The organism is Nigerium sp. (assembly GCF_039811905.1).
Classification (GTDB): domain Bacteria; phylum Actinomycetota; class Actinomycetes; order Propionibacteriales; family Propionibacteriaceae; genus Propioniciclava.
Genome location: NZ_JBDHZL010000069.1, coordinates 1 through 13,852, shown reverse-complemented (window position 1 = coordinate 13,852; position 13,852 = coordinate 1). Strand labels below are relative to the sequence as shown.

Below are 13,852 nucleotides of genomic sequence, written 5' to 3'. Positions count from 1 at the left end.
GCGAGCTGGGATGACGGCCGGGCCCCGCGCCGCCCCGTGCGAACGGGTGCGCGATGGATTCGGCGTCCTGCAGTGGGAACGGTGTGATCGGTCATCCGGGGCGCATTGCTTTGCAGGGGAGGGGAGGTGGCCGAGCGGCGTCCGCGTGGCGGAAGGGCGGGCTCGGTGGGGGGCGACCCCATGCGAACCGGTGCGCACCGGATCGTGCATCACGGTGTTCTCACTGCAGGACGCCGAATCCGTTGCGCACCCGTTCGCGGGCGGGCCGGGGGAGGGGTCGGACCCCTACTGCGCCACCGGCGGCACGGCGTGCATGCGCTCCTCGATGGGGACGCCTGCCGCCATGTCCTCGTACAGCTGGACGATCTCGCGCGACTGGTGGTCGATCGTCCACCAGGACGCCATCTCGCGGCTCCGCGCCTGGGCGGCAGCCTTGAACTCGGGGTCCTTCAGCTTGGTGAGCATCGCGACGAGGTTCCGGGCGAACGACTCGGGCGTCGGGCGGGCGATGAGCCCGTTCACGCCGGGGTCGATCACGAGGGTCAGCTCGTGGTCAACCGACACGATCGGCAGGCCGGCGTGCGCGGCCTCGTGCAGCACGAGCGCCTGGGTGTCGGTGAGGGAGCTGAACGCGAAGACGTCCGCGGACTCGTAGTACGGCTCCAGCTTGTTGCGTGGCACCTGCCCGACGAGCGTCACGCCGCCGCGGCGCCGGGCGCGCGCGAGCTTCTGCCGCAGGATCTGCGACTTGCGCCAGTCGCCGACCACCATGAGCTCGGCGTTCGGGATCTCCTCCCGCACCCACTCGAACGCCTCCAGCAACAGCGGGAGCCCCTTCTCCGGCGCGATCCGGCCCACGTAGATGATGCGCGGCCCGGACGCCTTCGCGATCGGCTCCCCGGGCGGCAGGGCGTCCGCCCCGTTCGGGACGACCCGGATCTTGGACGCCGGCGCCAGTTCCCGGACGCGGACCGCCGTCTTGTCCGACGGCGTCGTCACGAGCTCGGCCGCCTCCAACATGTCGCGCGCCGCGCCGAGCAGCGACCGGCGCGACATGCCCTTGCGCGGCCACTTGCGCACCCAGCGCGTCATGTCGCGCAGCGATTCCCGGTGCATCCCGTTCGTCGCGATCTTCAGCAGCCGGTAGTAGGCCGACAGGAACGGCGTCAGGGCCGAGTAGTAGTCGGCGTACGCCTCGAAGTCGGTGTGCCAGGTCACCATGAGGGGCACCTTGCAGCGATCCGCCGCCCACACGCCCAGCATGCCGATCGGGCCCAGGCCGTGCACGTGAATGATGTCCGGCGGATCCTGCTCCAACTGCTCCAGCGCCTTCTCGAACCCCTTGCCGGTGGCGACCTTCGCCGGGACGCCCGGGATCAGCATCGACGGCAGCCGCAGCTCCGTCCGCCCCGGATGGTCGTGGTAGGGGTTCGGCCCGTCCGCCTGCGGCGCGACGACCAGCACCTCGTGGCCCACCTTGAGCATCTCGCCCTCGATGAACTGCACGGCGTACAGCAGGCCCGAGTGCCCGGGGCCGTAGTTGTCGGTGAACAGCGCCACCCGCAGCTGGCGCTCGCGGGTCGGGAACGGCGCGGCCAACGGGGCCGGGTCGGCGTCCGCGCCGGTGGTACCCGGCGCGGGGGGTCGAACGGAGTCGCTGTGCACGGCTGCTCCCTCTCGCAGTAGTTCGTCCAGGTGAGTCTAGGCCAGCCCCTCGAGGGAGCGAACCGGACGCCCCGGGCGTCCCCGGAGCCCCCGCGCACCAGGGCCGCTCAGCGGCCCCAGTCGCCGAGCGCGCCCTCCAGCGCGCCCAGGGACGCCTCGATCAGCCCGTCGCGACGCTCGGCCGGGCAGCCCGCGCCGACCCAGGCGAGGCACGCCTGGTCGAGGAACCCGAAGTACCCCCACAGCGCGTAGTCGTGCCGCGGCCAGTCGTCGCCGGCGAGCCCGAGCCAGGAGCGCAGGCCGGCCACGTAGCGCTCTCGGGCGTCCTGCCGGAGGGCGACGACGCCGGGGGGCTCCTCGCCGCCCAGCAGCGGGGCTGCCCAGGCGTCCGGGTGGGCAGCGATGTGGTCGAGGTAGACGACGAGCGTCGTCCGGACGCGGTCGCGCGCGCTCACGTGCTCCCCGAGCGCGCGATCCGCCGCCTGCTGCCGCGCCTCGAGCCCCTCGATCGCCCCCCGGACGACCTCCTCGTACAGCCCGGACTTCGACCCGAAGTAGTGAAACACCAGCGCCGGGGACGCCCCGGCCGCCTCCGCCACGCGGCCCACGACGACGTCGGCGTAGCGGGCGCGGGTGAAGGCGTCCCGCGCCGCGGTCAGGATCGCGGCGCGGCGGGCGTCCACGTCGAGCCGGCGGCGGGGGGCGCGGTCCGGACGGTTCATGTTGCCCATCCTAGCCCTATTGAGCTACGGTCAGTAACCGTTGTTGATGCCGAGTCAATAGGAGCGACCGATGAGCCTGTCCGATCACGCGATCTGGTGGCACGTGTACCCGCTGGGCGCCTGCGGGGCGCCCGTCCACGAGGGGGGAGGGGCGGCGTCCGGCGGGGAGGGGTCCTCCGAACACCGGCTCGCCCGCCTGGAGCCCTGGCTCGACTACGTGGTCGAGCTGGGTTGCTCGGGGCTGCTGCTGGGGCCGGTGTTCGCGTCGGCGTCCCATGGGTACGACACGCTGAACCACTACGCCATCGACCCGCGGCTCGGCGACGACGACGACTTCGATCGGCTCGTCGCGGCTGCCCGCGGGCGCGGGCTCGCGATCGTGCTCGACGGCGTCTTCAACCACGTGGGGCTGCGGCACGAGCTGGTGACCTCCGGCAGCGGGGCGGTGCGTCGCCACGGCGACGGGGTCGCCACGTGGGAGGGGCACGCGGGGCTCGCCGAGCTCGACCACCAGGACCCGGCGGTGCTCGACCTCGTCGTCGACGTCATGCTGCAATGGCTCCGGCGGGGCATCGCGGGCTGGCGCCTCGACGTGGCCTACGCCGTCCCGGCGGCCTTCTGGCGCGCGGCGATCGCGCGGGTGCGGGCCGAGTTCCCGGACGCCCTGTTCGTCGGCGAGGTCATCCACGGCGACTACGCGGCGATCGCCGCGGAGGCGTCCCTGGATTCGGTGACCGCCTACGAACTGTGGAAGGGCATCTGGAGCTCGCTCGCTGACCGGAACTTCTGGGAGCTCGCCTGGGCGCTCGAGCGCCACGACGCGTTCTCGCGCGACCACGTGCTGCAGACGTTCGTCGGCAACCACGACGTCACGCGCATCGCGAGCCAGGTCGGGGGCGCCGGTGCGGCCCTCGCGGCCGCGTTCCTGCTGACGCTGCCGGGCATGCCGAGCATCTACTACGGCGACGAGCAGGGGTTCCGCGGCGAGAAGGGGACGGGCCTGTACGCCGACGACCCCCTGCGTCCGGAGCTGCCCGCCACCCCGGCGGACCTCGCGCCCTTCGGCCGCGACCTCTTCCGCTGGCATCAGCAGCTCATCGGCTTCCGCCGCCGCCACCCGTGGCTCGCCCGGTCGCGCGTCGAGGTCGTCGCCAAGGACTGCACCTGGATCACCTACGCCTGCACGGGCGACGGACGCCGCGTCCAGGTCGACGTCGCGCTCGACCCCACCCCGCGCGTGACGATCGCCGCCGACGACGGCGAGCGGCTCGTCTGGGGGTGAGCGGGCGTCCGGTTGCGCCGGGCGCCCCGGCCGCCGACGATGGGCTCGCGCGCCCACGCGGTCGCGCGGGCACCGGCCCACCGGATCACCAGGAGGTTCACATGACCGGACGCCTCGCCGGCAAGGTCGCCGTCGTCACGGGGGCGGCGCAGGGCATCGGCTGGGGGTTGGCGCGCGCGTTCGCGGGCGAGGGCGCGTGGGTCGTGCTGGCCGACCAGCACGAGGACGCCGCCCGCGCCCGGGCGGCGGAGCTGGCGTCCGAGCACCCGGGCCGGGCGGACGCCGTCGCCATCGACGTGAGCGACGAGGCGTCCACGGCCGCGGCCGCGGCGGCCGTCCGGGAGCTGACGGGGCGCGTCGACCTGCTCGTCTGCAACGCGGGCGTGGTGCGCGCCGACGGCGTCCTGACCCAGCCGGTGGCCGACTTCGACCTGGTCACCGACGTGAACTACCGCGGCTACTTCCTGACCGTGCGGGCGTTCGCGCCGCTGATGGTCGCCCAGCACGCCGCCGAGCCGGACGCCTGGTTCGACATCGTCGAGATCAACTCCAAGTCGGGCCTGGAGGGGTCGCGGGCGAACTTCGCCTACGCGGGCAGCAAGTTCGGCGGCGTCGGGCTGACGCAGAGCTTCGCGCTCGAACTCGTCGACCACCACATCAAGGTCAACGCCGTCTGCCCGGGCAACTACCTCGACGGGCCGCTGTGGTCCGACCCCGAGCGCGGGCTGTTCGCGCAATACCTGCGCGCCGGCAAGGTGCCCGGGGCGACGAGCGTCGCGGACGTCCGGGCGTTCTACGAGGCCAAAGTGCCGATGGGACGCGGCTGCACGCCCGCCGACATCGCGCGGGCCGTGCTGTACCTGGTCGAGCAGACGTACGAGACCGGGCAGGCGCTGCCGGTGACCGGCGGTCAGGTCATGCTGCCCTGACCGCCGATGCCCCGGAGCGTCCGCCCGGTCTCGTAAGGGGTCGCAGCCCTACGCCAGCGACCCGTACGTGGTCTTGGCCCGCTCCAGGGCCGCGACGTAACCGGCGCGCTGCAGGGCGGTGCCGTCGGCGTCCGACCCGACGGCGAGCATGCCGCGGAAGTCGGCGATGTCGGAGAACCCCTTGCGCTCCATCCACTCGTCGAGCCCGCCGAGCAGGATCGTCGCGTAGTCGGTGCCGTGCCGGACGAGGGCGGACGTCGTCATCACGACGTCCGCGCCGGCCAGCAGGTCCTTGATGACGTCGTCGGCCGTCTCCACGCCGGAGGTGAGGGCTAGCGACTTCGTCGTCTGGTTCCGCAGCGTCGCGATCCACGTGCGCGGCAGCTTGCCGTCCGAGGGGTGCGACAACTCCACCCCCGGGACGACGGCGAGCGTCTCGATGTCGATGTCGGGCTGCAGCCAGCGGTTGAACAGCACGAGCCCGTCGGCCCCGGCCTCGAGCACGCTGAGCGCGACCTGGCCGGTCGAGCTGAAGTAGGGGCTCAGCTTGACCGCGATCGGGATCGAGACGCGCTCTTTGACCGCCTGCACGATCTCGACGTGCCGCTTCTCGACCGTGCGCCCGTCGAGGTGGACGTCCCCGGGCACCGCGTAGATGTTCAGCTCCAGCGCGGCCGCGCCGGCGTCCTGCAGTTGGCCCGCGAACTCGGTCCAGCCGCCCAGGTCGGCGCCGTTCAGGCTCGCGATCAGGGGCACGTCGATCGCCTTGGCCGACTGCTCCACCAGCGTCAGGTACTCGTGCGCCATCGACTGGTCGGACGGGAACACCGTCTCCGGGAAGTAGCTCGTGGCCTCGGCGTACGATTCCTCGTGCGCCTCGACGAGGGCGATCTCACGATTCACCTCGGTCCGGAGCTGCTCCTCGAACAGCGAGTACATGACGACCGCCCCGACGCCGCTGGCGGCGAGCGAGCGGACGCCGTCCACCGTCTGCGACAGCGGCCCGGCGGAGGCGACCAGCGGGCTGGTCAGTTCCAGCCCGAGATAGTTGGTGGTGAGCATCATTCCCTCGCATTCGCCGCGAAGCGGGACGCGTCGCGGGTGGCCATCTCTTCGTAGTCCTGCCAGCGCCGTTCGACCTGCTGCTGGCCCAGCTCCAACATCTTCGCGGCGCCCTCCGGATCGGCGTTCTGCAGCATCCGGAACCGCAGCTCCTTCTCGTGGTACTTCCGCAGGGGCACGCGCGGCCGCGGCGAGTCGAGCAGGAACGGGTTCTTGCCCTCCATGCGCAGCTCCGGGTTGAACCGGATGAGCGGCCAGTGGCCGGACGCCACCGCGTTGTACTGCTGGTCGAGCCCGCCCTTCATGTCGATGCCGTGCGCGATGCAGTGGCTGTAGGCGAGGATCAGCGACGGCCCGTCGTAGGCCTCCGCCTCGCGGAACGCCTGCAGCGTCTGCTGCGGGTCGGCGCCCATCGCGACGCGGGCGACGTACACGTTGCCGTACGCGATGGCCTGCATGGCCAGGTCCTTCTTGTGGGTCTCCTTGCCGGCGGACGCGAACTTCGCGACCGCGCCCATCGGCGTCGACTTGGACGCCTGGCCGCCGGTGTTGGAGTAGACCTCGGTGTCGAGCACCAGGACGTTGATGTTGCGGCCCGACGCCAGCACGTGGTCGAGGCCGCCCGACCCGATGTCGAACGCCCAGCCGTCGCCGCCGACGATCCAGACCGACCGGCGCAGCAGGTGATCGCACACCGACCGCAGGTCTTCGACCTGGAGCCGTTGGGCGTCCGTCAACTCCGGCAGCTCGGCCGTCGCGTAGGCCGACAGTGACGTGGTCATCTGATTCGGCACGGCGTAGGCGTCCTCGCCGCGGTGGACGCCCGAGAGCACGTCGTCCAGGTACACCTTCAAGATGTCGAGACGGGCCCGCTGGTACGAGAGCTCCGACTCGTACAACTGCGGGGCGTCCAGGATCTCGTCGGCCTGCTCGCCACCCACGATGTCGCGCAGTTGTTCGAGCCGCTGGCGGGCCAACTGCACCTGCAGGTCGGCGGCGAGGCGCATCCCGAGGCCGAACTCCGCGTTGTCCTCGAACAGGGAGTTCGACCACGCGGGGCCGCGTCCGTACTTGTTGGACGCCCACGGCGTCGTCGGCTGGTTGCCGCCGTAGATCGAGCTGCAGCCGGTCGCGTTCGCGACCGTCGCGCGGCCGCCGAACAGCTGGGTGAGCAGCTTCACGTACGGGGTCTCGCCGCAGCCGGTGCACGCGCCCGAGAACTCGAACAACGGCTCCAGGTATTGGACGCCGCGCACGTTCGCGAAGTCGACGCGGCTGCGGCGGTTGACCGGGATCGTCTCGAAGAACGCGACGTTCTTCTTCTGCTCGGTCCGGTCGAGCACCGGGGCCAGGTTGATGGCCTTGCGCTGGCCGCCACCGCCGATCGGCTTCACCGGGCACGCCGAGACGCACAGCCCGCAGCCGGTGCAGTCCTCGGCGTACACCTGCAGGGTGTACTGGGCCTTCGGCAGGCCGGCCGCGTTGAGCGGCGCGGTCTCGAACTGCTCGGGGGCACCCTCGAGGGCCGTGTCGGGGTAGTACTTGGCGCGGATCACGGCGTGCGGGCAGACGAACGCGCAGTTGCCGCACTGGATGCAGGCCTCCGGATCCCAGACAGCGATGATGTCGGAGATGTTCCGCTTCTCGTACTTCGTCGTGCCCGACGGGTACGTGCCGTCGATGGGCAGCGCCGAGACGGGCAGATCGTCACCCGTGTCGGTCAGCATCGCGGCCGTGACCTCGCGGACGAACTGCGGCGCGTAGTCGGGCACCGGTGCGAGGTGTTTCTCGTCGCTGACCGGCGCGTCGGGGACCTCGACGTGATGCAGATCGGCGACCGCGGCGTCCACGGCGTTCTTGTTCTTCTGAACGACGTCCTGCCCGCGGCGTCCGTACGTCTTCTCGATCGAGTCCTTGACCGCGGCGATCGCCTCGTCGCGCGGCATGACGCGGCTGATGGCGAAGAAGCAGGTCTGCAGGACCGTGTTCGTCCGGTTGCCCATGCCGGCCTTGCGCGCGACCGCGTTGGCGTTGATCACGTAGAGGTCGATGTCGAGGTCGATGATGCGCTGCTGCATGGTGCGCGGCAGGCGTCCGAAGACCTCGTCCGCCGGGTAGGGCGAGTTCAGCAGCAGCACCGTGCCCTTGCTGGCGTACTTGAGGACGTCGACGCGCTGGAGGATCGACCAGTGGTGGCACCCGATGAACCCGGCCGCCTGCAGCAGGTACGGCGCCTGGATCGGCTTGGGCCCGAAGCGCAGGTGCGAGACGGTGCGTCCGCCGGACTTCTTGGAGTCGTACACGAAGTAGCCCTGGGCGTACGTGCCGTCCTGGTGGCCGAGGATCTTGATCGTGTTCTTGTTCGCGCCCACCGTGCCGTCGGAGCCGAGGCCGTAGAAGACGGCGCGGACCGTCTCCGGGTCTTCGACGTCGAGGTCGGCCGGGTAGGGCAGCGACAGGTGCGTCACGTCGTCGTTGATGCCGATGGTGAAGCGTGGACGCGGCCGGTCGAGGGACAACTCGTCGAAGATGCCCGCGACCATGCCGGGGGTGAACTCCTTGCTCGACAGGCCGTAGCGGCCGCCGATCATGATCGGCAGCGAGGAGCGATCGCCGGTGGCGAAGGCCTCGCCCAACGCCGAGCTGACGTCGAGGAACAGCGGCTCGCCCCCGGACCCCGGCTCCTTCGTACGGTCGAGGATCGCGACCTTCTTCGCGGTCTCGGGGATCGCGGCGAGGACGTCCTCCGTCGGGAACGGCCGGTACAGGCGGACCAGGACGACGCCGACCTTCTCGTCCTGCTTCAGCAGGTAGTCGACGGTCTGCTGGACGGTCTCGTAGCCGGAGCCCATGATGACGATCACGCGCTCGGCGTCGGGAGCCCCGTGGTACTCGACGAGGTGGTACTCGCGGCCGGTGAGGTCGGCGAACTCCTTCATCGCCTGGCTCACGATGCTCGGCGTCGCGTTGTAGTACGGGTTGACGGTCTCGCGGCCCTGGAAGTACGTGTCGGGGTTCTGCGCGGTGCCGCGGATGTACGGGTTCTCGGGGGAGAGCGCGCGCCGGCGGTGGGCGAGCACGAGCTCCTCGGGCACGTACTCGCGCAGCTCGTCGTCCGACAGGCGGATCAGCGTGTTCAGCTCGTGGCTGGTGCGGAAGCCGTCGAAGAAATGCATGAACGGGACGCGGCTGCGCAGCGTTGCCAACTGGGCGACGGCGGCCAAGTCGTGGGCTTCCTGGACGCTGACGCTGGACAGCAGCGCGAAGCCGGTCTGGCGCACGGCCATCACGTCTTGGTGGTCGCCGAAAATCGACAGGGCCTGCGCGGCCAGCGACCGCGCGGCCACGTGCCACACCGTCGAGGTGAGCTCGCCGGCGATCTTGTACATGTTGGGGATCATCAGCAGGAGACCCTGGGACGCCGTGAACGTCGTCGAGAGCGCGCCGCCCTGCAGGGCGCCGTGCAGCGCCCCGGCCGCGCCCGCCTCGGACTGCATCTCGATGACGGTCGGGACGGTGCCGTAGACGTTCTTGAGGCCCTTGCCGGCCCACTCGTCGGCGAGCTCGGCCATCGTCGAGCTCGGGGTGATCGGGTAGATCGAGCACAGTTCGTTCAGCCGGTAGGCGACGGACGCCGCAGCGCCGTTGCCGTCGATGATGTCTTTCGTCATGTCAGCGCTCCGCAATCATTTCAATGGCGTGGACCGGGCACTGTTCGTAGCACGCAGCACACCCGGTGCATTTCTCGTAGTCGTAGCGGTAGCGGAAGCCCTTGCCGAGCTTGATCACCGCGTCTTCGGGGCAAGCGCCCAGGCAGCCGTCGCACTCCATGCAGTTGCCGCAGGACAGGCAGCGGCCCGCCTCGACGTGCGCCTGGTCGGGTGAGAGGCCGCCGACGATCTCGTCGAAGTCGGTGATGCGCTCGGTCGGCTCGAGCTCGGGCTGGTCGTTACGGCGGTGGTCGCCGAAGTACCAGACGTTGAGCTTGTCGAACGTGGCGAGGGCGTGCTTGGGGCGGTCGGGGGAGACCCGGCTGTCGAGCCAGGCGTCGATGTTGCGCGCGGCGCGCTTGCCGTGGCCGACGCCGACCGTGACCGTGCGCTCGCTGGGCACGGCGTCGCCGCCGGCGAAGATGCCGGGGACGTCGGTCATGAGCGTGCGCGGGTCGACCTGCAGGACGTCGCGGTCGAACCGCATGCCGGGGATCTTGCGCAGGAAGTTGGAGTCGGTCTCCTGGCCGATGGCGAGGATGACGGTGTCGGCCTCGAGCTTCTCGTACTGGCCGGTGCCGCGGGGCTTGCCGTTCTCGTCGAGCTCCATGATTTCGACCGTGAGGTCTTTGTCGTCCATGGCCTTGATCGTGCGCAGCCAGTTCATCTTGACGCCCTCGCGCTCGGCGCCCTCCATCTCCTCGACGTGGGCGGGCATCTGCTCCTGCGTGCGGCGGTAGATGATGATCGAGTCGTCGGCGCCCAGGCGGCGGGCGACGCGGGCGGCGTCCATGGCCGTGTTGCCGGCGCCGTAGATGGCGACGCGCTTGCCGATCTCGGGGCGATTGCCCGAGGCGACGTCGCGCAGGAACGTGACGGCGTCGACCATGTGGCCGGCGTCCATGTTCGGGATGTCGACGCGCTTGGACAGGTGCGCGCCGATCGCCACGAAGACGGCGTCGAAATCGCCCTCGGCCTGCTCGGCGAGCAGGTCGTCGATCTTCGTGTTGCAGGTGATGACGACGCCCAGCTCGACGAGCCGGGCCACCTCGGCGTCCAGCACCGCGCGGGGGAGGCGGTACTCGGGAATGCCGTAGCGCATCATGCCGCCGGGCTCCGCCATGGCGTCGCGGATCTCGACCTCGTGGCCGCGGACCGCGAGCTGGTAGGCCGCCGACAGGCCCGAGGGGCCGGCGCCGACGACGAGCACCCGGCGTCCGGATTTGCGGCGGGGCTTCGGGAACTGCCAGTTGTTCTCGATGGCGAGGTCGCCCAGATATCGCTCGACCGAATGGATCGAGACCGCGCCGTCGAGATAGGCGCGATTGCACGACGTTTCGCAGGGGTGGTAGCAGACGCGCCCGTGAATGGCCGGGAACGGGTTGTTCTTCACGAGTTCGCGCCACGCGGCCTCGTCCTCGTTTGCGATCACCAGCCGCAGCCATTCCTGAATGTTCTCCCCCGCGGGACAAGCGTTGTTGCACGGGGGAAGGAGGTCCAGATAGACCGGCATGCGCGTCCGAGTGGGTCCGGTAAAGCCGATCTCTTGGCCAATGGGCAATGCAGTCAGATCATGGCGGTCCGAGGTCATCGGTAACCCTCCGCTCTAGGTGGTGTGCGCGTGTCACACTACTGCCGGTAGTAGTGCTTCGCGGGCGGTTCGGACAGATCCCCTCCTCAAGGACTCGTGGGGAGTTCCGTGGCACTCGGCCACCCGATATGAGGGGGTTGGACGCCAGACATGATCTGGCCCGCCCGCCCGTGTGCACCGTCGCGCCGGACCGGGAGCCGGCTGGAAAGGAATGACCATGAAGACCAAGCCAGCCAAGATCGTCGGCATCGTCTCCTACCTCGCGGGCCTCATCATGATCGTGGCGGGCGTCGCCACGTGGGCGGTGGTGTCGGTGAACCTGAACGAGCAGCGAATCACCGTGGCCGCCGACTCGCCGATGCTCGCCGGGGCGACCGTCGGGGACCCGTTCACCGCCTACGCGCAGGCGCAGATCATCAACACGCACGCCGAGCACGCCACGGACGGCAAGACGTACGCCGAACTGGGCTCCGAGCAGGCCCAGGTGCGCGCCGAGGCGGAGGCCGCGGGCATCAAGGACATCACGTTGACCGACCCGGCCGTCGTCGTGCAGGACCAGGCTGCCAGCCCCCAGTACACCGAGCTGAAGAACCGCTACCAGGCGCTGACGGCCCAGCGGACGACCGCGATGAACGCCTCGTTCCTGCGCGCGTCGCTGTTCACGTCGGTCGTCGCGTACGGCGTCGCGGCGCTCGTGGTCGCGCTCGGAATCTGGGCGCTGCTCGTCGGCTGGGCCCTGCGCGGGCTCGCGTCCGCGCCGGCGCCGGCCGTGGTGCGTCCCGCCACCGACACCGCCGCCGAGGACGCCGGGGCGGTGTGAGGGGCGTCCCCACGCGCGCGTTCGCGGGCCGGGACGGCCGCGGAGGCGTCCAGGAGGGTTTCGCCTATTCTGGGCGCCTATGGCTGAGTCAACGGGCGTTCTGGCACGCGTGATCACCGTCTCCGACAGGAGCGCGGCCGGCCTGCGTCCGGACGCCTCGGGCCCGGCCGCCGCCGACGCCCTGCGGGCAGCGGGCTACGTGCCGAGCGTGGCCGTCATCCCCGATGGGGCGGACGCCGTGGCCGCGGCCCTGCACGACGCGCTGGCGTCCGGGGCGCGGCTCATCGTGACGACCGGCGGAACCGGCGTGGGGCCGCGCGACCTCACGCCCGAAGGCACGCGCGGCGTCCTGAACGTCGAGGTGCCCGGCATCGCCGAGGCCGTCCGCCGGCGCGGGCAGGAGGCGTCCCCGCACGGCGTCCTGACGCGCGGGCTGGCCGGGGTCGTCCGGCCGGGCGACGCCAGCGCCGAGGGCGCCCTGATCGTGAACCTGCCCGGCAAGCCCGCGGCAGTCGCCGAGGGGCTCGAGGTCGTCCTGCCGCTGGCCCCGCACCTGCTCGATCAACTGCAGGGGGGCGATCACTGATGCCGGTGCTCCGCGCCGCAATCGGCGAGGGTCCGCTGGACGCCGCCGCCCTCTCCGCGCTCGTCGACGGCCCCTCGGCGGGGGCGGTCGTGACATTCGTCGGGCAGATCCGCGACCACGACCCGGAGGCGTCCGGCGTCGTCACGGGCATCTCGTACACGCACCACCCGGACGCCGCGGCGATCCTCGCGCGGCTGGCCGAGGGTTTGCTCGCCGAGCGCGACCCGCGCGGCGAGGCGTCCCTGGTCGTGGAGCACCGGGTGGGGCGGCTCGCCGTCGGCGACCTGGCGCTCGTCGCCGCCGTCGCGACCCCGCACCGGGCCGAGGCGTTCGCGCTGTGCTCCGAGCTGGTGGAGCGCGTGAAGGCCGAGGTGCCGATCTGGAAGCAGCAGTTCACCGCCGACGGGCGGCACGTGTGGTCGGGGCTGGCGGATCGTTCGGCGCCGGGAGACGCGCACGATGGGTGAGGGACGCCGTCCGCTGCCGCTGCTCGTCGACGGGCACGGCCGGGAGCACCGCGACCTGCGCATCTCGCTCACCGACCACTGCAACCTGCGCTGCACCTACTGCATGCCCGCGGAGGGCGTCCCGTACCTGCCGCGGTTCTCGCTGCTGAACCTGACGGAGTTGCTGCGGGTCGTCCGCATCGCGGTGGACGCCGGCATCACCGAGGTGCGGCTGACGGGCGGCGAGCCGCTGCTGCGTCCGGACATCGTCGACATCGTCAGCGGGATCGCCGCGATCGAGGGGCCGTCGGGTCCCGTCGAGGTCTCCATGACGACCAACGGAACCGGGCTGGCGCGCCTCGCGCGTCCCCTCGTGGACGCCGGGCTGGCCCGGGTGAACATCTCGCTGGACACGCTGCGTCCCGACCGCTTCAAGGAGATGACGCGGCGCGACCAGTTCGAGCACACGATCGAGGGCATCGCGGCGGCGTCCGAGGCGGGGCTGTCGCCGGTGAAGATCAACTCGGTGCTGATGCGCGGTCAGAACGACGACGAGGCGGTCGACCTGCTCGCGTGGGCGCTCGAGCGCGGGCACGAGTTGCGGTTCATCGAGCAGATGCCCCTGGACGCGGGCCACACCTGGACGCGGGCGGGCATGGTGACCGCCGACGAGGTGCAGGCCGCGCTCGAAAAGGAGTACACGCTCGAGGCGCTCCCCGGGCGGGGCGCGGCCCCGGCCGAGCGGTACCTCGTGGACGGCGGGCCCGCGACCGTCGGGATCATCGCGTCGGTCACGCGGCCGTTCTGCGGGTCGTGCGACCGCATCCGGCTCACCGCCGACGGGCAGTTGCGGAACTGCCTGTTCGCGACCACCGAGGCCGACCTCCGGACGCCGCTGCGCACCGGGGCGTCCGATGAGGAACTGGCGGGGCTGATCCGGGCGAACCTGGCGGCCAAGCTGCCAGGCCACGGGATCAACGAGCCCGGGTTCCTGCAGCCGCCGCGTCCGATGAGTTCGATCGGCGGGTAGGGCGCCGGC

The 13,852-nt window shown here is 71.2% G+C and carries 11 protein-coding genes; 6 read left to right on the top strand and 5 right to left on the bottom strand.

Annotated elements, in window-relative coordinates:
• Positions 1-285: 285 nt before the first annotated feature.
• The gene (locus tag WMJ97_RS11030; protein ID WP_347349044.1) at positions 286-1,665 is read right to left on the bottom strand and encodes a glycosyltransferase; all 1,380 of its coding nucleotides are present in this window, start codon (positions 1,663-1,665) and stop codon (positions 286-288) included.
• Between the two features lie 107 nt (positions 1,666-1,772).
• Positions 1,773-2,387 carry a TetR/AcrR family transcriptional regulator gene (locus WMJ97_RS11025; RefSeq protein ID WP_347349043.1) on the bottom strand — a complete coding sequence of 205 codons (615 nt, stop codon included), beginning with the start codon at positions 2,385-2,387 and terminating at the stop codon, positions 1,773-1,775.
• A 70-nt stretch (positions 2,388-2,457) separates the two neighbouring features.
• Here WMJ97_RS11025 and WMJ97_RS11020 point away from each other — a divergent pair, with 70 nt between their 5' ends.
• Positions 2,458-3,669 carry an alpha-amylase family glycosyl hydrolase gene (locus WMJ97_RS11020; RefSeq protein ID WP_347349042.1) on the top strand — a complete coding sequence of 404 codons (1,212 nt, stop codon included), beginning with the start codon at positions 2,458-2,460 and terminating at the stop codon, positions 3,667-3,669.
• Between the two features lie 101 nt (positions 3,670-3,770).
• The gene (locus WMJ97_RS11015) at positions 3,771-4,598 is read left to right on the top strand and encodes an SDR family NAD(P)-dependent oxidoreductase (protein WP_347349041.1); all 828 of its coding nucleotides are present in this window, start codon (positions 3,771-3,773) and stop codon (positions 4,596-4,598) included.
• 48 nt (positions 4,599-4,646) lie between these two features.
• On the opposite strand, the gene WMJ97_RS11010 is transcribed toward WMJ97_RS11015, so the two are convergent.
• From WMJ97_RS11010 to WMJ97_RS11000, 3 genes are read right to left on the bottom strand one after another with little or no spacing between them, the layout of a single operon-like run.
• Entirely contained in the window at positions 4,647-5,663 is a 1,017-nt protein-coding gene (locus WMJ97_RS11010; RefSeq protein WP_347349040.1) for a dihydroorotate dehydrogenase-like protein, read from the bottom strand.
• Positions 5,660-9,331: a pyruvate:ferredoxin (flavodoxin) oxidoreductase gene (gene nifJ / locus WMJ97_RS11005; RefSeq protein ID WP_347349039.1), complete on the bottom strand. Its 3,672-nt coding sequence runs from the start codon at positions 9,329-9,331 to the stop codon at positions 5,660-5,662. The genes WMJ97_RS11010 and nifJ overlap by 4 nt, the downstream gene beginning before the upstream one ends.
• A gap of 1 nt (position 9,332) precedes the next feature.
• Complete coding sequence (locus WMJ97_RS11000) at positions 9,333-10,961, bottom strand: NAD(P)-binding protein (protein WP_347349038.1); 1,629 nt, start codon at positions 10,959-10,961, stop codon at positions 9,333-9,335.
• A gap of 217 nt (positions 10,962-11,178) precedes the next feature.
• Between WMJ97_RS11000 and WMJ97_RS10995 the strand changes: the two genes are divergently transcribed.
• The 4 genes from WMJ97_RS10995 (at position 11,179) to moaA (ending at position 13,843) form a co-directional block, all read left to right on the top strand.
• Positions 11,179-11,781, top strand: coding sequence for a hypothetical protein (locus WMJ97_RS10995; protein WP_347349037.1), 603 nt, complete (start codon positions 11,179-11,181; stop codon positions 11,779-11,781).
• A 79-nt stretch (positions 11,782-11,860) separates the two neighbouring features.
• Positions 11,861-12,367: a MogA/MoaB family molybdenum cofactor biosynthesis protein gene (locus WMJ97_RS10990; protein ID WP_347349036.1), complete on the top strand. Its 507-nt coding sequence runs from the start codon at positions 11,861-11,863 to the stop codon at positions 12,365-12,367.
• Positions 12,367-12,834, top strand: coding sequence for a molybdenum cofactor biosynthesis protein MoaE (locus WMJ97_RS10985; protein WP_347349035.1), 468 nt, complete (start codon positions 12,367-12,369; stop codon positions 12,832-12,834). The genes WMJ97_RS10990 and WMJ97_RS10985 overlap by 1 nt, the downstream gene beginning before the upstream one ends.
• Positions 12,827-13,843, top strand: a complete 1,017-nt coding sequence (moaA, locus tag WMJ97_RS10980) for a GTP 3',8-cyclase MoaA (protein ID WP_347349034.1) — start codon at positions 12,827-12,829, stop codon at positions 13,841-13,843. Before WMJ97_RS10985 ends, moaA begins: the two co-directional genes overlap by 8 nt.
• Positions 13,844-13,852: the final 9 nt, after the last annotated feature.

Bases quoted from the DNA above. Each gene is read 5' to 3' on its own strand.
- WMJ97_RS11025 (WP_347349043.1), bottom strand. From the start codon at position 2,387: ATGAACCGTCCGGACCGCGCCCCCCGCCGCCGGCTCGACGTGGACGCC.
- WMJ97_RS11020 (WP_347349042.1), top strand. From the start codon at position 2,458: ATGAGCCTGTCCGATCACGCGATCTGGTGGCACGTGTACCCGCTGGGC.
- WMJ97_RS11015 (WP_347349041.1), top strand. From the start codon at position 3,771: ATGACCGGACGCCTCGCCGGCAAGGTCGCCGTCGTCACGGGGGCGGCG.
- WMJ97_RS11010 (WP_347349040.1), bottom strand. From the start codon at position 5,663: ATGATGCTCACCACCAACTATCTCGGGCTGGAACTGACCAGCCCGCTG.
- nifJ (WP_347349039.1), bottom strand. From the start codon at position 9,331: ATGACGAAAGACATCATCGACGGCAACGGCGCTGCGGCGTCCGTCGCC.
- WMJ97_RS11000 (WP_347349038.1), bottom strand. From the start codon at position 10,961: ATGACCTCGGACCGCCATGATCTGACTGCATTGCCCATTGGCCAAGAG.
- WMJ97_RS10995 (WP_347349037.1), top strand. From the start codon at position 11,179: ATGAAGACCAAGCCAGCCAAGATCGTCGGCATCGTCTCCTACCTCGCG.
- WMJ97_RS10990 (WP_347349036.1), top strand. From the start codon at position 11,861: ATGGCTGAGTCAACGGGCGTTCTGGCACGCGTGATCACCGTCTCCGAC.
- WMJ97_RS10985 (WP_347349035.1), top strand. From the start codon at position 12,367: ATGCCGGTGCTCCGCGCCGCAATCGGCGAGGGTCCGCTGGACGCCGCC.
- moaA (WP_347349034.1), top strand. From the start codon at position 12,827: ATGGGTGAGGGACGCCGTCCGCTGCCGCTGCTCGTCGACGGGCACGGC.